This is a genomic window from Xanthomonas sp. CFBP 7698 (assembly GCF_003600855.1).
Lineage (GTDB): Bacteria > Pseudomonadota > Gammaproteobacteria > Xanthomonadales > Xanthomonadaceae > Xanthomonas > Xanthomonas cannabis.
This window is the reverse complement of sequence record NZ_PRDN01000002.1, coordinates 249,450-269,463: the sequence shown is the minus strand read 5'-3', so window position 1 is coordinate 269,463 and position 20,014 is coordinate 249,450. Positions and strand designations below refer to the sequence as shown.

Annotated in this window: 15 protein-coding genes; 1 reads left to right on the top strand and 14 read right to left on the bottom strand. The window is 67.0% G+C overall.

The genetic code is table 11. The annotated features are described in order from the left end of the window. Positions 1-237: 237 nt before the first annotated feature. From XnspCFBP7698_RS09015 to XnspCFBP7698_RS08960, 12 genes are all read right to left on the bottom strand, one after another. Positions 238-1,641, bottom strand: coding sequence for a TolC family protein (locus XnspCFBP7698_RS09015; RefSeq protein ID WP_104580011.1), 1,404 nt, complete (start codon positions 1,639-1,641; stop codon positions 238-240). Then, positions 1,638-2,723 carry an HlyD family efflux transporter periplasmic adaptor subunit gene (locus XnspCFBP7698_RS09010; RefSeq protein ID WP_039403259.1) on the bottom strand — a complete coding sequence of 362 codons (1,086 nt, stop codon included), beginning with the start codon at positions 2,721-2,723 and terminating at the stop codon, positions 1,638-1,640. The genes XnspCFBP7698_RS09015 and XnspCFBP7698_RS09010 overlap by 4 nt, the downstream gene beginning before the upstream one ends. Then, the gene (locus XnspCFBP7698_RS09005; protein WP_047696729.1) at positions 2,707-4,395 is read right to left on the bottom strand and encodes an ABC transporter ATP-binding protein; all 1,689 of its coding nucleotides are present in this window, start codon (positions 4,393-4,395) and stop codon (positions 2,707-2,709) included. The genes XnspCFBP7698_RS09010 and XnspCFBP7698_RS09005 overlap by 17 nt, the downstream gene beginning before the upstream one ends. A gap of 89 nt (positions 4,396-4,484) precedes the next feature. Continuing rightward, positions 4,485-5,384: a hydrogen peroxide-inducible genes activator gene (locus XnspCFBP7698_RS09000; protein ID WP_104580012.1), complete on the bottom strand. Its 900-nt coding sequence runs from the start codon at positions 5,382-5,384 to the stop codon at positions 4,485-4,487. A gap of 87 nt (positions 5,385-5,471) precedes the next feature. Further along, positions 5,472-7,238 carry an ABC transporter transmembrane domain-containing protein gene (locus tag XnspCFBP7698_RS08995; RefSeq protein ID WP_104580013.1) on the bottom strand — a complete coding sequence of 589 codons (1,767 nt, stop codon included), beginning with the start codon at positions 7,236-7,238 and terminating at the stop codon, positions 5,472-5,474. Further along, positions 7,235-7,837: a YigZ family protein gene (locus tag XnspCFBP7698_RS08990; RefSeq protein WP_166752727.1), complete on the bottom strand. Its 603-nt coding sequence runs from the start codon at positions 7,835-7,837 to the stop codon at positions 7,235-7,237. Before XnspCFBP7698_RS08990 ends, XnspCFBP7698_RS08995 begins: the two co-directional genes overlap by 4 nt. Positions 7,838-8,065: 228 nt before the next feature. After that, positions 8,066-8,659: a TIGR00730 family Rossman fold protein gene (locus XnspCFBP7698_RS08985; protein ID WP_047696722.1), complete on the bottom strand. Its 594-nt coding sequence runs from the start codon at positions 8,657-8,659 to the stop codon at positions 8,066-8,068. Positions 8,660-8,817: 158 nt separating this feature from the next. Further along, positions 8,818-10,254, bottom strand: coding sequence for a dihydrolipoyl dehydrogenase (gene lpdA, locus XnspCFBP7698_RS08980; RefSeq protein ID WP_104580014.1), 1,437 nt, complete (start codon positions 10,252-10,254; stop codon positions 8,818-8,820). 146 nt (positions 10,255-10,400) lie between these two features. Continuing rightward, a complete protein-coding gene (gene sucB, locus XnspCFBP7698_RS08975) occupies positions 10,401-11,612 on the bottom strand; it encodes a dihydrolipoyllysine-residue succinyltransferase (RefSeq protein WP_047696719.1) in 1,212 nt (403 codons plus the stop codon). Positions 11,613-11,652: 40 nt separating this feature from the next. Beyond that, positions 11,653-14,481 (bottom strand): 2-oxoglutarate dehydrogenase E1 component, encoded by a 2,829-nt coding sequence (locus tag XnspCFBP7698_RS08970; RefSeq protein ID WP_047696717.1) that lies wholly within the window; start codon positions 14,479-14,481, stop codon positions 11,653-11,655. Positions 14,482-14,661: 180 nt separating this feature from the next. Next, the gene (locus XnspCFBP7698_RS08965) at positions 14,662-15,591 is read right to left on the bottom strand and encodes a GNAT family N-acetyltransferase (RefSeq protein WP_047696715.1); all 930 of its coding nucleotides are present in this window, start codon (positions 15,589-15,591) and stop codon (positions 14,662-14,664) included. Next, positions 15,588-17,069, bottom strand: a complete 1,482-nt coding sequence (locus XnspCFBP7698_RS08960; protein WP_047696713.1) for a cupin domain-containing protein — start codon at positions 17,067-17,069, stop codon at positions 15,588-15,590. The genes XnspCFBP7698_RS08965 and XnspCFBP7698_RS08960 overlap by 4 nt, the downstream gene beginning before the upstream one ends. 335 nt (positions 17,070-17,404) lie before the next feature. Here XnspCFBP7698_RS08960 and XnspCFBP7698_RS08955 point away from each other — a divergent pair, with 335 nt between their 5' ends. Beyond that, positions 17,405-17,773 (top strand): PDZ domain-containing protein, encoded by a 369-nt coding sequence (locus tag XnspCFBP7698_RS08955; protein WP_326520488.1) that lies wholly within the window; start codon positions 17,405-17,407, stop codon positions 17,771-17,773. A gap of 174 nt (positions 17,774-17,947) precedes the next feature. On the opposite strand, the gene XnspCFBP7698_RS08950 is transcribed toward XnspCFBP7698_RS08955, so the two are convergent. Both XnspCFBP7698_RS08950 and purB read right to left on the bottom strand, forming a co-directional pair. Continuing rightward, on the bottom strand, positions 17,948-18,457 hold the full coding sequence (locus XnspCFBP7698_RS08950) for a DUF3060 domain-containing protein (RefSeq protein ID WP_052077080.1): 510 nt from the start codon (positions 18,455-18,457) through the stop codon (positions 17,948-17,950). 181 nt (positions 18,458-18,638) lie between these two features. Further along, entirely contained in the window at positions 18,639-20,006 is a 1,368-nt protein-coding gene (gene purB, locus XnspCFBP7698_RS08945; RefSeq protein ID WP_104580015.1) for an adenylosuccinate lyase, read from the bottom strand. Between the last annotated feature and the right edge of the window lie 8 nt (positions 20,007-20,014).

Here is a 20,014-nt window from a genome sequence, read left to right as displayed (position 1 = left end):
ATGTCATGCGCGCCCGGCAACGCTGCAGCGGACGATGTGCACGTTCACACTACCGCCGGTCGCGGCAATGACGCGGGACCGCCAAGAGCGATGGCGCGGAAACTGGGTGCCTGCAGCACGCGGCTGACGCGGGCGCTTGCCAAGGCCGCGCGCACAATCGCTTGCGCGAAAAACCTCAAGACCCGGGTTGGCAGGGGCGCCAGGCAGTACCTGGCGCCCCTGCCAAAGCGCCACGCGTCAACGGCTCAGTTGCAGCGCGTCCCGGTCGGCCGTGGCAGCGGCCAGTTCGGCGCGTGCCGACGCGATGCGCGCCTGCGCATCGATCAGGCGCACGCGCGCGTCGTTGGCGGTTTCCTCGCGCTGATTGACCAGGAAGAAATCGCCCGAGCCCAGCTCGAAGCGGCGTCGTTCGGCGGCAGCCAGGCGGTCGGCCAGGCCGCGTTCTTCGTCGGCGATCTTGGCCAGGCGCTCGGCGGCATTGAGCGAGATGACGATGGATTCCACCTCCACCGAGATCTGGTCGCGCAGGAAACGGCTGCGTTGGTCCAGCGCCTCGATCTCGGCGCGCGCTTCGGCCACGCGGCCCTTGGCGGAGCGATTTTCCAGCGGCACGCTGAAGCGGAACCCGATGATCGCATCGGTCTGCGAGCGGTTTGGGCCACCCACGCCCGGGTCGCCCAGATCCTTGCTGACCTCGAAACTGACATCCAGCCGTGGCTTCAGATCGTTCTGCGCCAGCATCAGTCGTGCGGTGGCCTGATCGATGCGGGTCAGCACTGCGCGGTAATCCGGGCGTTCCACCGGCGCGGTGATCTTGCTGGCACCGGCCAGCCCTTCCAGCGCGGAGGTGTCGGCCGGCAGACGCTCGGTGGAGACGATCAGCGGCATGCCGGCCTCGTCGCGCAGGTACAGCGACAACGCGTTGGCGGCGTTGGCAAAGTCCTGCTCCGAGCGCACCACCAGGGCACGACGGCGAACCAGGTTCTGGTCGTTCTCGGTCAGCAGGATGGTTGGGCGCGCGCCCAGCGTGACCTGCCGCGAAATCGCGTTGCGTCGCCGCTCGGCCAACTCCAGCAGGTCCTTGTATGCGCGCAACTTCAAGCCGGCTGCCACCCAGCTCTGGTAGGCATCCACGGCGCGGCGCTGCACGCCGATCGCCACCATTTCCGCTTCGTACTGGGCCACATCGATGTCGGCGCTGGCGACGCTGCGACGGGTGCGGCGTTCGTCGACCACGCGGTCGCGCAGCAAGGCATACAGCGCCCCGACCTTCACTTCGCCGCCGCGGTCGGTATAGGACTTGTCTTCGTAGACCGGAAACGACCCACGCGACGAGCGGTAGCCACCGTAGTAGTAACCGCCGTTGTTCTCGAACGGCCGCTTGACGCCGGTTTCGATGGTGCTGCCGTCGTAATAGCCGGCCTCGCGCGAGCGGCCCTCGATATCGAACACGGTGTCGAACGCACCGTCGGCGGAGATGCCCTTGCCTTCGGCCTGGCGCACCTTTGCCAGCGCTTCGACGATCTGCGGTGCGGAACGGGCGGACGATTGCAGCACCTCGTCCAGGCTCAGCGGCGCGGCCTGGGCGAATGCCGCACCGGGGCACAGTGCGATCAGCAGGACAAGCAGACGGTGCCTCATTTCTTGCCCGTCTCCTCGTCTTCGGACTTGGAGGCGGCAGGCTTGGCCTTGCCATCCTCCTGCGTGGTCGCGGCGGGGCGGCGGCCAAATTCCAGCGGGAAGTTGTTGAGCTGGCGCCACAGTTCGTAGCCCACCCGCACCGTTTCGCCCTGCACCCAGCCGCGCACCTTGCCGCCCTGGCGGGCGAATTCCTGCGCCGGCCATGCCGGTTTGCCAGGCTGCGGTTCGACCAGGATGCGGAACAGGCCGTCGGGCGCGGCGTTGGGGTCGATGGCGCGCACGCGGCCGTCGAACATGCCGTGCGCCACCGACGGCCAGCCGCTGAACTGGATCGCCGGCCAGCCTTCGAACTCCAGCCGCACCGGGCGGCCGGGACGGATCAGCGGCACATCGCGGCCGTCGATATACAGCTCCACCGCGCGCTCCACGCGCTCCGGCGCGATCACCGCCAGCACCGTGCCGGGCGAGACCATGGCGCTGCCGCTGGCGGCGTTGAGTTGCTGCACGCGGCCATCGCGCGGCGCGCGCACCAGCTGCGCGGACTGGCGGTTCAACTGGATGTCGATGCGGGTCAGCTTGGCGCGCGACTCGGCCAGCTTGGCGTCGGCCTCGGCCACCTTGATCTGGGTCAGCTCGTAGTCGCGGCGGCCGGCCAGCCCTTCGTCCAGCAACTGCTTGCTGCGCGCGACATCAATGCTGGCAACCGCGCGTGACTGCTGGATGGCGGTGATCTCCGCCGCCACCTGCGCGCGCTCGCTGGCCAGGCGGGCGAGCAGATCCGGGTCCAGGTCGCCGACGCGGGCGATCGGGTCGCCCTTGGACACATGCTGGCCATCGTGCACGTACCAGCGCTCGACCCGGCCGGGCACGAAGGCGGTGACCTGTTGCTGGCGATCGCCGGGATCGAGCGAGACCACCTGGCCCTTGCCGCTGGCAGTCTGCACCCAGGGGGCGAACGCCAGGATGGACGCAGCGATGGCAACGCCGATCAGCAGCATCCACGCCAGCACCTTGGCGATGCTGGGCGGCCGCATGGACGCCAGGGTAGGGAAGTGCGCGATCCGGTCAGGGGCGTGCTGCATTGTCTGCCTCCTGGGTGGATGCGATCAGTTCGGCGCGGGTGGCGTAACGTTGCTGGCGCTCGGGCTCCAGCCGGAACCAGCCATCCAGGGTGATGTCCTCCGGCCGGCCGGTGCACAGCAGGACGGTGGTTCCGGCCTCCTTCAAGCGGCGCAGCACCCGGGTCAGGCGCTCGGCGGGCAACAGGTCGTACAGCTGCGACAACATCAGCACGCGCGGGCGCACCAGCAGCGCATTGGCCAGCTTCAGCGCCATCACCTCGCCGATCCACAGCGGGAAGCCGGAAGCAGCAAGCCGGGTGTCCAGGCCCTGCGGCAGCGCGGCGATGCGCGCGCGCAGCCCCACCGTGTCGATGGCTTCGAGCATCGCTTCGGACGTCACATCGGCCGAGGCCATCGCCAGGTATTCGCGGATGGTGACCTCCACGATGGTCGGGCGATCGAGCACGGTCACTTCCGAACGCAGCAGGTACATGTCGAAGGTGGCCATGTCGGCGCCGCCCACCATCACCAGGCCGCGATCGGGTACCACGTGCCGCTTGAGCACCATCGCCAGCAAGCGCTCCGCGCCGCCGTCGGCCAGCGTCACCAGCTGCTCGCCGGCGTCCAGGGCGAAATCGAACCGCGCCCCTTCGATCACCACGCCATCCAGCCGCACCGCGCTGTTGCCGGGCGTCTTGCCGGCCGCGGCCACCGCGCGTTCCTGGGGGATGGCGTACAGCAACGACAGTTCTTCTGCGCTGGCGACCAGGTCGTAAAACACGTCCAGGTACGAGCCCAGCTGCGCAATGCCGTAGAACACCGCGCTGAGGATCAGCTCGGCCGCCACCAGCTGGCCGATCGACAATTCGCCGCGCAGGATCAGGCTGCCGCCCAGCGCCAGCAGCGCTGCGCTGGCCACGGCATAGGTCAGCAGGAACGCCACGGTCTGGGTGAAGGTGTAGCGGAAATGACGCCGATGCTGTGCGACGTAGGCAGCGGTGACCGCCTCGGAGCGGTCCATCGCGAAATTGAGGTGGCGGCTGGATTTGTAGAAACCGTTGGAGCCGCCGACGCTTTCCAGCCAGTGCGCGGCATTGTGCTTGGCGTGGCTCAGCTCGACCGCGGTGCGGATCGAGCCGCGCGACCAGATCATCCAGATCGAGAAGATGGTGAGCAGCAGCAACGCGTTGAAGCCCAGGAAAAACGGGTGGTAGAAACTGGTGACGATCAGGCCCACCGCCGATTGCAGCACGATGGTGAAGGCGCCGACCGCCAGGCTAGGCACGGCTTTCTGCACCACCACCAGATCGAAGTAGCGGTTGAACACGTCGCCACGGTTCTGGTCGGCGAAGAACGGGTTCTGCGCGTGCACCGCACGCACGGTGATCTCGGCCACCACCCGCGCGAACAGGCGGCGCTCGAACAACGCCATCATCCACACCCGCATGGCGCTCAGGCAGGTCACCAGCAGCAGCAACCCCAGCAACAGGCCCGACAGCGTCCACAGCGGGGTGGGCAGCGCGGTGTTGGCAACGCTGTTGATCAGCAACTGCACCGAGATGGGCGTGGCCAGCGACAGCAAGCTGATCGCAACGCCGTACACCATGGCAAGACGCACATACGGCATGTCCGGCCCGACGATTTCCGCCAGCCAGCCCACCGCTTCCCGCCATCCGATCCGCTTGGCCGCCATTCGCTATCCGTTGATGAGTTCAGTGAAACATTGACGAGTTGCCGGCCCTGGAACAAGGCTGCGGCGCTTATTCAGCGCATAGGATTTTCCTATGCGGCTACCGCACGCAGCAGATCGGCGATCAAACCGAAGGCGGGCGCGCGACCGGCACCCTGCCGCCAGAGCAAACCGATCTCCCTATAGTAGCGCCCGCCTTTGACCGGCCGAACCACCACGTCGTCGCCTTCGCGGATTTCCTGGCGTACGTACAGGTCCGGGAGCAATGCAAGGCCCATGCCCATGCCGGCCATCTGGCGGATCGCATCCAGACTGGTGCCTTCGTAATCGCGCAGGACATGGGCACCGACCTCCATCGCAATGGCGGCCACCTGTTCGGCCAGGCGGTACTCCGGCATCAGGGTGAGCAGGTTGGCGCCGCACAGGTCGGCCGGGGTGATCCAGCGCTTGCTGCGCAGCGGGTGATCGGCAGCCATGGTGACGTGCAGCGGTTCGCGGAACAGCCGCTCGCTGTGCAGGCTGCGTCCGGCCACCGGCAATTGCGCCAGGATCAGGTCGTGCACGCCGTTGGCCAGGTCGCTGGCCAGCACCGTCGGCAGACCCTCGCGCACATGCACGCGCAGCGCCGGGTGCTCGCGGTGCAGGCGCGCGACCAGGCTGGGCATCAGATAGGCGCCCAGGGTCGGCGAGACACCGAGGCGAATCGTGCCGATCAACGGATCGGCCGAGGTGGCGCGCACTTCCTCCAGATCGGTGACGTCGAGCAGGATGCTGCGCGCGCGGTCGAGCAGGTCGCGGCCCAGCGGGGTCAGGATGGCCGGCACGCCGCGCTCGAACAGCGGCGCACCGATGATGGTTTCCAGCGCACGGATCTGCTGCGACAGCGACGGCTGCGAGACGCCCATCTGGTCGGCGGCACGGGTGAAGCTGCCGGTATCGGCCAGCGCGACGAAATAACTGAGCTGGCGGAGGGTGGTCTTGGGGCGGGGCATGGGCACGTCGGTCGGGGCAGTTTGCCCGGGGGCGCTGCGCCGGCTCGGCCGACACGCATCGCCCCACGGGTCGGGATCAAGCCGGGGTCATTGATCGATGAACTGCAAGCGCGCCAGCTCGGCATACAGGCCACCTTCGGCGATCAGCTGCGCATGCGTGCCCTGTGCCACGATGCGGCCGGCATCCATGACCACGATGCGGTCGGCCTTGAGCACGGTGGCCAGGCGGTGCGCGATGACCAGGGTGGTGCGGCCCTGCATCAGTCGGTCCAGTGCCTGTTGCACGGCGCGCTCGCTCTGCGCGTCCAGTGCGCTGGTGGCCTCGTCCAGCAACAGGATCGGCGCGTCCTTGAGCAGCGCACGCGCGATCGCCACGCGTTGCTGCTGGCCACCGGACAGGCGCGTGCCGCGCTCGCCGAGTTCGCTGGCGTAGCCCTGCGGCAGTGCCTGCAGGAAGCCATCTGCCTCCGCAGCGGTGGCCGCGGCTTCCACGTCGGCCGCGCTGGCCTCCAGCCGACCGTAGCGGATGTTGTCGGCTGCACTGGCGGCAAACAGGGTGGGTTGTTGCGGGACCAGGGCGATGTGTTCGCGCAGCCGCACCGGGTCGGTCTGGCGCAGGTCCACCCCGTCGATGCGCACGCTGCCGCTGGCCGGGTCATGGAAGCGCAGCAGCATCGACAGCACGGTGCTCTTGCCGGCTCCCGAGGGGCCGACCAGGGCTACGGTTTCGCCGGGGCTGACCTGCAGGTCGAAGCCATCCAGCGCCGGCGTGTCAGGACGCTGCGGGTAATGGAACACCACCTGGTCGAAATGGATCGCGCCACGCAGGGGGTGCGGCAGCGGCGTGGGCACGGGCGGCGCCACGATCGCCGGTTGTTCTTCGAGCAGTTCGCCGACCCGGCCCATGCCGCCGGCAGCACGTTGCAACTCGTTCCAGACCTCGGCCAGCGCGCCGACCGAGCCGCCGCCAATCAAGGCATACAGCACGAACTGCCCCAGCGTGCCCGGCGTCATGCGCCCGGCCACCACGTCGTGCGCGCCCAGCCACAGCACCGCGACGATGGCGCCGAAGATCAGCACGATCGCCACCGCAGTGACGCCGGCCTGGGTGCGGATCCGCAGCCGCGCGGTGTCGATGGCGGCAAACAGCGCCTGGCTGAAGCGCTGGCTTTCGTAGCGTTCGCGCGCATGCGCCTGCACGGTGCGCACTGCGCCCAGCGTTTCGGCCGCCAGGGTATTGGCATCGGCTACGCGGTCCTGGCTGGCACGCGAGATCTTCTGCAGCCGGCGTGCGCCCAGCACGATCGGCAGCACCGCCAGCGGAATGCCGATCAGGGTGAAGCCGGCCAGGCGCGGGCTGGTGACGAACAACATCACCATGCTGCCGATCACCGTCACCGAGCTGCGCAGCGCCACCGACATGGTGGTGCCGATCAGCCCACGCAGCAGTTCGCTGTCTGCCGACAGCCGCGACACCAGCTCGCCGCTGCGGCTGCGGTCGTGAAACCCGGCATCCAGTCCGATCAGGTGCGCGTACAGCCGCCCGCGCAGGTCGGCGACGACCTTTTCGCCCAGCAGCGAAACGAAGTAGAAGCGCGCCGCCGTGGCCAACGCCAGCACCACCGCCACCGCAAACAGCAGCGCGAATGCCTGGTTGATCTGTGCGCCACCGGAGAAGCCGTGGTCGATCATGCGCTTGACCGCGGCCGGCAGGCTCAGCGTGGCCGCCGACGACACCGCCAGCGCAATCAGCCATGCCGCGAACAGGCCGCGCTGGCGTTGCACGAATGGCCACAAGGTGCGCAGGCTGCCAAGCTTCCGCAACGGACTGGGCCTGGCGGCTGGCTGATTCATGCGGTTTCCGGAAGTGAGAGATGGACACGATTGCGAGTGGCGTCGCACAGGCGCGTTTTCAAGCCGGCAAGCTGATCTGCAGGCAGTTGCACGCGTAGCGCTGCGCCTGTCGCGTCGAACTGCTCGTCCAGTTTGTCGGCGTGGAAGGCGGCAAGCGCGGCATGCACCAGGCCGAGATCGTCGAACTGGCAGTGCAGGTCGAGCAGCGTGACCGCGATCAACGGCCGCCGCGTTGCCAGGCGCAGGCATTCGGCGGCGGTGCCACCATAGGCGCGGACCAGTCCTCCGGCACCAAGCTTGATGCCGCCATACCAGCGCGTGACGATCACCACCACCCGATCGAATCCCTGGCCGTCGATGGCCGCCAGGATCGGCCGGCCGGCAGTGCCGCTCGGCTCGCCATCGTCGCTGGAGCGGTAATCCTGCCCAAAGCGATAGGCCCAGCAGTTGTGCGTGGCATCGGGCGTGGAGACGCGCTGCACGATCTCCAGCGCCTGGGCCGCAGTGTCGAGCGCACAGGCATGGGCCAGAAAGCGGCTGTGCTTGATGTCCAGGCTGTGGTGCGCGTCAGCGGCGAGGGTATCGAGCATCGCTGCCATTCTAAGCGAGGCAGCGATGCCGGTTGCCGCAGTCGTGGTGGCGGACTGGCAGACCCTGGCTGTCGGGTTGGCGCTGCGGCCGCGGAGCGCAGCCGTTGCGGATGGAATAGTGGCGAGCGATCTCACCCTCGGTGGATCGGCGAGTTGACGCGGGTGCCGGCCAGTTTCACCGCACGTCGTCGCAGGCACGGCGCGCGATGAAACCAGGTGAGCTTGAGGTGTCCTCGACTACACCAGCGTCGCGCGACGCTTCTCGTCGATCCACTTGGACGCCTGCGCCGGCGTGTAGTGCTGCATCCACTCCAGCATCTGCGCGATATCGGCGCCGTACCACAGGTCGGTGCGCTGATCCGGGTGCAGGAACCGTTCTTCCACCATGCGATCGATCATGCCGATCAGCGGCGCATAGAAATTTTCGATATCCAGGAACGCGCAGGGCTTGTTGCCGATGCCGAGCTGGCGCCAGGTCAGCATTTCGAAAATCTCTTCCATGGTGCCGAAACCGCCGGGCAGGGCGACGAAGGCATCGGACAGCTCGAACATGCGCATCTTGCGCTCGTGCATCGAGCCGACGATCTCAAGCTCGGTCAGTCCGCGGTGCGCCACTTCCCAGTCCGCCAGCTGCTTGGGGATCACCCCTGTGACCTGGCCGCCGGCGGCGAGTACCGCGTTGGCCACCGTGCCCATCAGGCCGACATTGCCACCGCCGTAAACCAACCGCAGGCCTTGCTCGGCGATGCGCGTGCCCAGGGCGGTGGCGCGTTCGGCATAGGCCGGTTTGTTACCGGCGTTGGAACCGCAGTAGACGCAGATGCTTTTCATGGGATTCGGGAATGGGGAGTGGGGAATTGGGAATGGTTAAAGCAAGAGCAAAAGCGGAAGCCGGAACGCATGACGCCGGACCTAGGTCCGGCGTCAGCACAAGAGTGAGCAAGGGAGCGCTTCTACGATTCCCGATTCCCCACTCCCGATTCCCGGCCTCAGTTCGCCTTATGGATCGCGCGCTTGCTCACGGCCATCGCGGCATCGTGGATCGCCTCGGACAGGGTCGGGTGCGCGTGGCAGATGCGCGCCAGATCGTCCGCCGAGCCGTTGAACTCCATCGTCAGCACGCCTTCGTGCACCAGCTCGGACACGCCCACGCCCACCAGGTGCATGCCCAGCACGCGGTCGGTCTCGGCATCGGCAATCACCTTGACGAAGCCGGCCGGCTCGCCCATGGCGACCGCACGCCCAATCGCCGCGAACGGGAAGCTGCCAGCCTTGTAGGCGACGCCCTCGGCCTTGAGCTGCTGCTCGGTCTTGCCCACCCAGGCAATCTCCGGTTCGGTGTAGATGACCCACGGAATGGTGTCGAAGTTGACGTGGCCCGGCAGGCCGGCGATCAGTTCGGCCACCGCAATGCCTTCTTCGAAGCCCTTGTGCGCCAGCATCGGGCCGCGCACGCAGTCGCCGATTGCCCACACGCCGTCCACGCCGGTGTGGCAATGCCCGTCGACCTCGATCTGGCCACGGTCGGTGACCTTGACCCCGGTGCCGTCGGCCAGCAGGTTCTTGGTCGCGGCCTTGCGGCCCACGGCCACCAGCAGCTTGTCCACGGTCAGGGTCTGCTCGCCCGCGGCGTCGGTGTAGCTGAGCACCACCTGCTTGGCATCGCCGCTGCCGGTGATCTCGGTCTTGCTGACCTTGGCGCCGAGCTTGATGTCCAGGCCCTGCTTCTTGAATTCCTTCAACGCGGTCTTGGCCACTTCGGCATCGGCCAGCGACAGGAAGTCGGGCAGCGCTTCGAGGATGGTGACCTCGGCGCCCAGGCGCTTCCACACGCTGCCCAGCTCCAGGCCGATGACGCCAGCGCCGATGACGGCCAGACGCTTGGGAACGGAGGTGAAATCCAGGCCGCCGACGTTGTCGACGATGGTGTCGCCGTCGAACTTGGCGAACGGCAGCTCGATCGATTCCGAACCGGCCGCCAGGATCACGTTGGTGCCCTTCAGCTCGATTTCGCCGCCTTCGTGCTGGGTCACCTTGACGATGTTGCCCGGCTGCAGCTGGCCGAAGCCGTAGTACGGGGTGATCTTGTTGGCCTTGAACAGCATCGCGATGCCGCCGGTGAACTGCTTCACGATCTTGTCCTTGCGGCCGATCATGGTGGGCACGTCCATCTTGGCGTCGTTGAAGCTGATGCCGTGGTCGCCGAACAGGTGGCCCATGTTCCAGAACTGGCGCGAAGAATCCAGCAGCGCCTTGGACGGGATGCAGCCCACGCGCAGGCAGGTACCGCCCAGGGCGGGCTTGCCGTCCTTGCCGAGTGCGGCGTCGATGCAGGCGACCTTCATGCCCAGCTGGGCCGCGCGGATGGCGGCGTGATAACCGGCCGGACCGGCACCGATGACGACGACGTCGAATTGTTCGCTCATTTCATTTGCTCACGGGAATGGGGAATAGGGAATGGGGAATCGCAACAGCGCATGCGCCTGTCGCGTGCCATCCAGGTCCAGGCGGGAATGGAGCGGGCGGTGGGCGCTTGTCCCATTCCCGACTCTCCATTCCCGATTCCCGGCTCTTAAAGGCCGAACAGCATGCGGCCCGGGTTTTCCAGCTGGTTCTTGATGTCGACCAGAAACTGCACCGAGTCCTTGCCGTCGATGATGCGGTGGTCGTAGGACAGTGCCAGATACATCATCGGCGCGATCACGACCTGGCCGTTCTCGGCGATCGGACGTTCCTTGATCGCGTGCATGCCCAGGATGGCGCTCTGCGGCGGGTTGATGATCGGGGTGGACAGCAGCGAGCCGAAGGTGCCGCCATTGGTGATGGTGAAGGTGCCGCCCTGCAGATCGTCCAGGCCCAGCTTGCCGGCGCGCGCCTTGGCGGCGTAATCGGCGATGCCCTGTTCGACCTCTGCAAACGACTGGCGCTCGACGTTACGCAGCACCGGCGTGACCAGGCCCTTGTCGGTGGAGACGGCAATCGAGATGTCGCTGTAGCCGTGATAGATGATGTCGTCGCCGTCGATCGAGGCGTTGACCAGCGGGAAGCGCTGCAGCGCGTTGGCGGCGGCCTTGACGAAGAAGCTCATGAAACCGAGCTTGATGCCGTGCGCCTTCTGGAACTCGTCCTGCAGCTCCTTGCGTGCGGCCGACACCTTGGCCAGGTTGACTTCGTTGAAGGTGGTCAGCATCGCGGTGGAGTTCTTGGACTCCATCAGGCGCTTGGCGATGGTCTTGCGCACGCGGGTCATTGCCACGCGCTCTTCCGGACGGGCGCCGGAGGCCTTGCCCACGCCGCCGGCCTTGGCGAAGTTGACGATGTCTTCCTTGGTCACGGCGCCGCGACGGCCGGTGCCCTCGACCTGCGACGGATCCACGCCCTGGGTGATCGCGGCAAAGCGCGCACCCGGCGGCAGCGAATCTGCAGCGGACTTGGACGCCGGTGCAGGTGCCGCGGCAGCAGCCGGGGCCGGCGCGGCAGCAGGCGCTGCTGCAGCGGCCGGTGCATCGGCCTTCTTCTCTTCGGCCGGTGCAGCCGCAGCCACGGCGCCTTCTTCGATGATCGCCAGAATCTGGTTGCTGGTGACCGTGCTGCCGGTCTCGAACTTGATTTCCTTCAACACGCCGTCGACCGGCGAAGGAACTTCCAACACGACCTTGTCGGTTTCCAGGTCGACCAGATTCTCGTCGCGCTTGACCGCTTCACCGGCCTTCTTGTGCCAGCTGGCGATGGTGGCGTCGGAAACGGATTCGGGCAGTACCGGAACTTTGACTTCGGTGGCCATTCGGGGAGCGTCCTAGGGTTTTCGTTCTTTGGGGAAGGAGTTATTCAGCGACTTGGTCGTTGAACGGATTGAGCAACGCATCGGCGACCAGCTTCTGCTGTTCGGCGATGTGGTCGGCCATGTGGCCGGCGGCAGGCGAGGGCGAACGGGCGCGGCCGGCGTAATGCAGGCTCTGGCCACCGGCCAGGCAGAAGTTCAAGTGATGGCGGATCTGGTACCACGCACCCTGGTTCTGCGGTTCTTCCTGGCACCACACCACGTCGGTGGCATTGGCATAGCCCTTGAGCTCGGCTGCCAGCTGCGCCCGCGGGAACGGGTACAGCTGCTCGATACGCACGATGGCGACATCGTCCTGGCCACGCTTGGTCTGGTCTTCGAGCAGGTCGTAATAGACCTTGCCCGAGCACAACACCACGCGCTTGACCTTGGCCGCGTCGGCCTTGGCGTCCGGGATCAGATGCTGGAACTGCCCGTCGGCCAGCTCTTCCAGGCTGGACACCGCCAGCTTGTGGCGCAGCAGCGACTTGGGCGTCATCACCACCAGCGGCTTGCGGGTGGTCATACGCATCTGGCGACGGATCATGTGGAAGCACTGCGCCGGCGTGGTCGGCACGCAAACCAGCATGTTCTCCAGCGCGCACAGCTGCAGGAAGCGCTCCAGACGCGCAGAGCTGTGCTCCGGGCCCTGGCCTTCGTAGCCGTGCGGCAGGAACAGCGACAGGCCCGCGATACGGCCCCACTTGGCTTCGCCGGCGGCGATGAACTGGTCGATCACCACCTGCGCGCCGTTGGCGAAGTCGCCGAACTGCGCTTCCCAGATGCACAGCGCATTCGGGTCGGTGGTGGAATAGCCGTACTCGAAGCCCATCACCGCTTCTTCGCTGAGCAGCGAATCGATGATGGTGGCGTCTTCCGGGTTCTCGACCAGCTGGCGCAGCGGCAGATAGTAGTTGTCGTTCTTCTGGTCATGCAGGATCGCGTGACGGTGGAAGAACGTGCCACGACCGGCATCCTGGCCCACCAGACGCAGCTTGTGGCCCTCGGCCAGCAAGGTGGCGTAGGCGAGGTTTTCGGCAAAGCCCCAGTCGCCGAGCTGATCGCCAGCGGCCATCTTGACGCGGTCGTCGTAGATCTTGGCAACGCGGGCGTGCAGCTCCACGCCCTCGGGGATGGTGGTGATCAGCTTGGCCAGACGGTCCAGCTGATCGCGCTTGACGCGCGTGTCCACCGGGTCGGCGGCGGTGCCGACCAGATACTTGGACCAATCGATGGCGAATTCATCCGGCTTGCGCTTGGCCAGTTCGGTGGTGTACTCGCCCGAATCCAGCTTGTTGCGGTAGCCGTCCACCAGCGCCTTGGCCTCGTCGGCGCTCAGCACGCCCTCGCTTTCCAGCTTGGCGGCGTAGAGCTCGCGGGTGGTCTTGTGCTTGCGGATGGTCTGGTACATCACCGGCTGGGTCGCTGCCGGTTCATCGGCTTCGTTATGGCCCCAGCGGCGGTAGCAGACCAGGTCGATGACCACGTCCTTCTTGAACTGCTGGCGGAATTCGTAGGCCAGCTTGGACACGAACATCACCGCGTCCGGGTCGTCGCCGTTCACGTGGAAGACCGGCGCGCCGATCATCTTGGCCACATCCGTGCAGTACAGCGTGGAGCGGGCGTCGTCGCGGGTACTGGTGGTGAAGCCGATCTGGTTGTTGACGACAATGTGCACCGTGCCGCCGACCGCGAAACCGCGTGCCTGCGACATCTGGAACAGCTCCATCACCACGCCCTGGCCGGCAAACGCGGCATCGCCGTGGATCAGGATCGGCAGCACGCTCTTGCGCTCGGCATCGCCGAAACGCTCCTGGCGGGAGCGCACGCTGCCCACCACGACCGGGTCGACGATTTCCAGGTGCGAGGGATTGAACGCCAGCGCCAGATGCACCTGCTTGTCGGTGCCGACGGCGATGTCGGCCGAGAAGCCCATGTGGTACTTGACGTCGCCGGTGTGCGCGCGGTCGTCATGGGCATGCTCGAACTTGCCTTCGAATTCGTCGAACAGCTTGCGCGGGTTCTTGCCCAGCGTATTGACCAGCACGTTGAGGCGGCCGCGGTGGGCCATGCCGATCACGATGTCCTTGACCTGATCGTTGCCGGACTGGCGAATGATCTCGTCCATCATCGGAATCAGCGAGTCGCCGCCTTCCAGCGAAAAACGCTTCTGGCCGACGTACTTGGTGTGCAGGTAGCGCTCCAGGCCTTCGGCGGCGGTGAGCCGCTCCAGGGTGCGCTTGCGGCTGGCCGCATCGCCGGCAATCCGGCCGCCCGCATCTTCCAGGCGCCGGTAAATCCACTGGCGCTGGTCGAACTCCTGGATGTGCATGAACTCTGCGCCGATGGTGCTGGCGTAGGTCGCCTTCAGGCGGGCCAGCAGATCCTTCAGCTTCATCCGCGGCTGGCCGCCGACGCCACCGGTGCTGAACTCGCTGTCCATGTCCGCCTGCGAGAGGCTATGGAACGGCAGGTCCAGATCGGGCGGGTTGACCGGCGGGGTGAGCCCGAGCGGATCGAGCTGTGCGCCCAGGTGACCGCGCGCACGGTAGGCAGTGATCAAGCGGCCGACATTGCGCTCGCGCTCGTCGCTGGCGCCCGCGCCGGTCCCGGCATGGGCGGCCTGCTTGGAGGCGCTGAGGATGTGGGCAATGGCCGCCGAGTGCGGCACATCACCGGCATCGCGACCATTGAAGCCGTCGAAATAACTCTTCCACTTCGGATCGACACTGTCCGGGGCGACGAGGTACTGCTCGTACAGATCCTCGATATAGGCGGCGTTGCCGCCGGCGAGCTGCGATGACTGCGCGAACTGCTTTAGGAGATTATCCACGATGGTAAGTCGGGTCTGCTGTGGGGATGACTGTTCGGAAGCGGCAGGGCGAGATGCCCTATCGGTCGGTATCGAATCTCGAAAAATTATACCCCCTTGCGCTGGTGAGGGGGCGTCTGCAAGCTGACCGGCCGGGTAGACCAATCGGCATCGCGCCTACGTGGCAAGGGCGTTGCGGCGTCAGATGCCGAGTGCGCGCGGCTCGTTCCAGAGCGCGCTGCGCTCCCATATCTGCGCGAATTCGCGCTCCAGCTGGCGACTGCGGGCCGCGCCGGACAGCCAGGTTTCGCCGTCGTCGAAACGATGGCCTGTTGGACGAAAGTAGTAGGCGTCATCGCCGACCACATATGCCGATGCATAACTGGTATCGACAGGATCGCTGACGGCGCGGAACCGGAACACGCTGGGCAGGCGCTGGGCCAGACGCAACATCGCGCTGCTGCTGGCCGCGGCGCTGGCGGTGTCCTGCACCAGCACCTGCACGCGCTTGTCGTGCCGTGCAGTGGCGAAGCGTCGCAGTGCATCCAGTACCCCGGGATTGTCGAACAGGGGCGGGTCCAGGGCGCGGGTATAGATCAGCAATTGCCGCCGCGCGCTGCACAGCAGGCCGGTGGTGGCGGCCAGGGCCGCACCGAGGGTATCCACCGCCATGGGGCCGTCGAGCCGGCGATGGACCGGCGTGCCGGGTGGATCGACGGCATCGGCGCTGCAGTCGGGTGACAGGTTGGCAGGGCCGTCGGGAAGAAAGCCCTGACGTGCGAAGACCGCCCCGGCGTTTGCAGTCACACGGGCCTGCAGGCTGGGCCAGCCACGCTGGGCGGCGCTGGCCACGGCGGCGGCAAGCAGTTGATCCGACAGGCCGCAGCGGCGCCAGTCCGGCACCAAGCCGAGCCGGTCGACGCGCCGGTCCGGGGTCAGCCGGACCGAGGCGACCAGTTGGCCCTCCTCGGTGCGCGCGGCCAGGTGCAGGCTGAGCGGGTCCAGCGCGTCCCACTCGGCCCCGGCCGAAGCGCCCGGGGCCGCGCTGCAGGCCAGGCGCAGCGTACGCAGGGCGGCAGCGTCGGTGGCCGGGTCCAGCGAAACGATCTGTGGCCTGCGGTGTGGGCTCATGGACGAGGAGAGCTGCCTTGGTCTTCGTCGATGTCCGAGGCATCTTCGTCGTCGTCCCCGTTCTCGTTCTCGCCGAGCTCCGCTTCGGCGGAATCGACGCGCTCTTCCGGGGTATCCGCGTCGTCAGCGACCTCCTCGACCTCCGCAGCGTCGTCGATGGCATCGTCGGCCTCCACGGTATCGGCATCGTCATGCGCGTCGTCGTGATCGGCCGACACGCTCAGCGCTGCTGCCTGTGCGTCGTCGATGTCCTCGATGTCCTCGTGCGTATCCTCATGGGCGCGCTGGTAATGGCCCTGGGCCAGCAGCTCCAGCACTACCTCGCGGCCGCGTGCCGTCAGCTGGCCGTACAGCGCGCCATCGACTTCCTCGGCGGCCGCCAGGCGTGCGGCGTCCTTGGCGGAGAGCGCAAATTCCAGGCCGCTGCAGAACAGCGTGGCGCCGCGCTTGGCGCGCCGCCAGGCCAAGCGCGACCACGGGTGGCGGTACAGCACCACGCCTTCGTCCAGGGCCTGTTCCACCGCTTCGCGTGGGATCGGCTCGGGCGCGGGCACCACGTCGCCGGAGGCGCGGTAGGTGGTCATGAACCGGCCGAACCAGTCGCCCAGGCGGTCCGGGTCGTTCATGCGCAGCGCGTTGAGCGCGGCGACCACGCGGTTCATCGCGGTGACGTCGATCTCGTACGGGTCGGTCGGCACCTTGAGGTCTTCATCGTGGTAACGCACCGCTTCGTCGGCATCGGCGATCAAGGTGTCCAGGTAATCGCCGATCAGCTCGGCCGAGGACGGGGCGCGGGTGCCGATGGAGAACGTCAGGCAGGCGTCTTCGGCCACACCGTGATGCGGCACCAGCGGCGGAAGATACAGCATGTCGCCCGGGCCCAGCACCCACTCGTGGGTGGGCTTGAACTCGCGCAGCAGCTTGAGGTCGACATCGTCACGGAACGCGAGCGGCGTGGGCTTGCGGCCCTGCGAGGTGCGTGCGTCGATCTGCCAGCGGCGCTGGCCCTGGCCCTGCAGCAGGAACACGTCGTAATGGTCGACATGCGCGCCAACCGAGCCACCGGTGGCCGCGAAGCTGATCATGATGTCGTCGATGCGCCAGCGCGGCAGGAAGCGGAAGTGCTCCAGCAGTGCGCGCACGTCGGCGTCCCACTTGTCCACGTCCTGCACCAGCAGGGTCCAGTCATGGTCGGGCAGGCCCGGGAAGTCGGTTTCCTGGAATGGGCCGGTGCGCACGTCCCAGCCGTCGGTGGCGCGGTCGTGGCTGATCAGGCGTGCCAGCACGCCGTCTTCGCAGGCCAGGCCGGCCAGATCTTCCGGCTGCAGCGGCGAGGCGAAGTCCGCGAAGGCATTGCGGATCAGCAGCGGGTGCTTGTGCCAGTAATTGCGCAGAAAGCGCTCCACCGGCATGCCCAACGGCTGACCCGGGCGGGCCTGGACTTCGATGACGGGAGGGGTTGCCTTGCGTGCAGCCATGGTGGGGTCCTTGCAGGGTATCGATGGAATGCGGAGGGCGCGGGCAGGGCCGGCGCGAATGGCGCTATTGTCCGATGCTTGCGCCGGATCTGCACCTGCGCGCTAGGGCGGCAACAGGCAAGGCTTCAGGGAGGTGGTGATTCGGTCTATGCGGTGCGGATGACTGTGGTCGGGTGTACCACGCTGCGGCGCCATGCGGCCCGCACGGTGGTCGGGCGCCCGCCGTGCTGTGACGCAAGGGCGGGTGTCCGATGGCACATGAGCGCGCCGCATCAGGAACCCGATACTGGGTCACCGCAGCGGGGTATGCGCTGCTTTCGACAAAGGACTGACCGATGCGTCGTTGGACAGCGGGTGTGCTGTTGCTGACCGCCATGCTGAGCATCAGCGGCGCGGTGCAGGCAGCGGAAGAGAAGGGGTGGTTCGGTCTGAGTTTTGCCGTGGAAAGCGAGGGGTTTTCGTTCAACCCCACCCTCACGTCGGTCAAGATCGATGGCATCAAGCCGGCATCGCCGGCCGCCGCGGCCGGTCTGCAGGTAGGCGATGCAATCGTGTCGGCGCAGGGCGTCCCGGTGGCAGGCAGCAAGGCCGATGTGCTGAAAGCGGCGGTCACTCGCAAGGTCGGCGAAACCTTGCGGTTCGTGATCGTGCGGGGCGCTGCCAAGCCGCGTGAAGTGACCCTGGTGGCGGCGCGGCGGCCCTGATCGGCCGGCGCCGATCGCTATGCTCACGCAATTCGCGCTGGAATGCAGCGCCTGGGTGTCTCGCCGATCGGCTTGATGCTGTGGCAGCAAGGGCACCTGCATGACATCACCACTGGTTGGCAGTGTGGCCCAGGCGGCTGCGCGTGCTGCACCGGCAACCACGTGCAGCGCGGCTTACATCACCTTGTTGCCGCTGCCGCGATCATCCAGGGTGGGCTTGCTGGACGGATTGACGGTGTTGTCGTTGCCGGAAAACCGCACCTGCTTCACGTCGTGCGCCAGCACCAGGTTCTTGTTGCCCTGGATGTCGACGCTGTCGACATTGGTCAGATTGAGCGTGTTGTCGTGGCCGATCACGCTGAGCTCGCCCAGCTGCGCATTGAGCACGGTGAAGTTGCTGCCTTCCACGCGAATGGCGCGGGCCTTGTCCAGATTCATTGCGCCGCGCGAGGCGGTGATGGTGACCGTGCCGCAGTCGCCGTGCAGGATCCACTCGCTGTCGTTACGGGTCAGCCGCACGTCCTTGCCGCCGCAATCGGCGCCGCTGGCCGGGTCGGTCAGCGTGGACGACATGGCCGACATGGCCGACATGGCCTGGCCGGCTGGGCCCTCGGCGCTGCAGCCACTCAAGGCGGCCATGCCGGTCAATGCAAACAGCACAGGTGTAATCCGGACTGCGCGCATGGGAAATCCTTTGCTTGGATGAGGCCGGCACCATACCAGCCGCGATGCGGCAGGCCGTTGACGCCGCTCTTGCGTCCGGCGCCGAGGCATGCGCCGGTTGCGCGGCTGGCGACCGCGGCCGGCGCCGCCGCCGGACTACGGTCGCGTCCGGCTGTTGCCATGACGGCGGTCCCGCAGGCGATCAGACTGCGCGTGCCAGCTGCTCGGCCAGGCCGATGTAGCCGCCCGGGGTCAGCGCACGCAGGCGCTGCTTGTCGTCTTCCGGCAGCTGCAGGCTTTCCACGAACGCCTGCATCGAGGCGGCAGTGATGCCCTGGCCACGCGTCAGTGCCTTCAATTGCTCATACGGGTTAGGCAGGCCATGGCGGCGCATCACCGTCTGCACGGCTTCGGCCAGCACTTCCCAGGCCGCATCGAGGTCGGCATCCAGGCGCTCGGGATTGACGGTCAGCTTGCCCAGGCCCTTGGCCAGCGAATCCAGCGCCACCTGGGTGTGGCCGAACGCGGTGCCCAGCGCACGCAGGACGGTGGAGTCGGTGAGGTCGCGCTGCCAGCGGCTGATCGGCAACTTGGCCGAGAAGTGCTCGAACAGTGCGTTGGCGATGCCAAAATTGCCTTCGGCATTTTCGAAGTCGATCGGGTTGACCTTGTGCGGCATCGTGGACGAGCCGACTTCGCCTTCCTTGAGCTTCTGCTTGAAATAGCCCAGCGAGATGTAGCCCCAGATGTCGCGCGACAGGTCGATCAGGATGGTGTTGGCGCGGCGGCTGGCGTCGCCGATTTCGGCCACGTTGTCGTGCGGCTCGATCTGGGTGGTGTACGGGTTGAACACCAGGCCCAGGCTCTCGACGAAGCGCTGTGCGAATTCGGCCCAATCCAGCTGTGGATACGACACCAGGTGCGCGTTGTAGTTGCCGACCGCGCCGTTGATCTTGCCGGTCAGTTCCACGGCGGCGATCTGCTTGCGCTGGCGCTCCAGGCGCGCCACCACATTGGCGATTTCCTTGCCGAGCGTGGTCGGCGATGCGGTCTGGCCGTGCGTGCGCGAGAGCATCGGCTGGGCAGCCTGGGCATGCGCCAGCGTGCGCAGCGAGGCGGCGATGCCGCCGAGCGCGGGCAGCAGGACCTCGCGGCGCGCCTGCTCCAGCATCAGGCCGTAGCTGAGGTTGTTGATGTCCTCGCTGGTGCAGGCAAAGTGCACGAATTCCAGCGCCGGGCCCAGCTCGGCGTCGCCGGCGAGCTGTTCCTTGATGAAGTACTCCACCGCCTTGACGTCGTGGTTGGTGGTGCGCTCGATCTCCTTGACCCGCGCGGCGTGGGTCACGCTGAAATCGTCGGCCAGCGCGCGCAGGCGCTGGCTGGCGGCGGCGGAAAACGGCGCCAGCTCGGCAATGCCCGGCTCGGCGGCCAGGGCCAGCAGCCACTCGATCTCCACCTTCACCCGCGCCCTGATCAGGCCGTATTCGGAAAAGATCGGGCGCAGCGCGTCCACTTTGGAGGCATAGCGGCCGTCGAGCGGGGACAGGGCGAGCAGGGCGGAATCCGACATGGGCAGGG

Coding starts and splice junctions, on each gene's coding strand:
- XnspCFBP7698_RS09015 (WP_104580011.1), bottom strand. CDS start 1,641: ATGAGGCACCGTCTGCTTGTCCTGCTGATCGCACTGTGCCCCGGTGCG.
- XnspCFBP7698_RS09010 (WP_039403259.1), bottom strand. CDS start 2,723: ATGCAGCACGCCCCTGACCGGATCGCGCACTTCCCTACCCTGGCGTCC.
- XnspCFBP7698_RS09005 (WP_047696729.1), bottom strand. CDS start 4,395: ATGGCGGCCAAGCGGATCGGATGGCGGGAAGCGGTGGGCTGGCTGGCG.
- XnspCFBP7698_RS09000 (WP_104580012.1), bottom strand. CDS start 5,384: ATGCCCCGCCCCAAGACCACCCTCCGCCAGCTCAGTTATTTCGTCGCG.
- XnspCFBP7698_RS08995 (WP_104580013.1), bottom strand. CDS start 7,238: ATGAATCAGCCAGCCGCCAGGCCCAGTCCGTTGCGGAAGCTTGGCAGC.
- XnspCFBP7698_RS08990 (WP_166752727.1), bottom strand. CDS start 7,837: ATGGCAGCGATGCTCGATACCCTCGCCGCTGACGCGCACCACAGCCTG.
- XnspCFBP7698_RS08985 (WP_047696722.1), bottom strand. CDS start 8,659: ATGAAAAGCATCTGCGTCTACTGCGGTTCCAACGCCGGTAACAAACCG.
- lpdA (WP_104580014.1), bottom strand. CDS start 10,254: ATGAGCGAACAATTCGACGTCGTCGTCATCGGTGCCGGTCCGGCCGGT.
- sucB (WP_047696719.1), bottom strand. CDS start 11,612: ATGGCCACCGAAGTCAAAGTTCCGGTACTGCCCGAATCCGTTTCCGAC.
- XnspCFBP7698_RS08965 (WP_047696715.1), bottom strand. CDS start 15,591: ATGAGCCCACACCGCAGGCCACAGATCGTTTCGCTGGACCCGGCCACC.
- XnspCFBP7698_RS08960 (WP_047696713.1), bottom strand. CDS start 17,069: ATGGCTGCACGCAAGGCAACCCCTCCCGTCATCGAAGTCCAGGCCCGC.
- XnspCFBP7698_RS08955 (WP_326520488.1), top strand. CDS start 17,405: ATGCGTCGTTGGACAGCGGGTGTGCTGTTGCTGACCGCCATGCTGAGC.
- XnspCFBP7698_RS08950 (WP_052077080.1), bottom strand. CDS start 18,457: ATGCGCGCAGTCCGGATTACACCTGTGCTGTTTGCATTGACCGGCATG.
- purB (WP_104580015.1), bottom strand. CDS start 20,006: ATGTCGGATTCCGCCCTGCTCGCCCTGTCCCCGCTCGACGGCCGCTAT.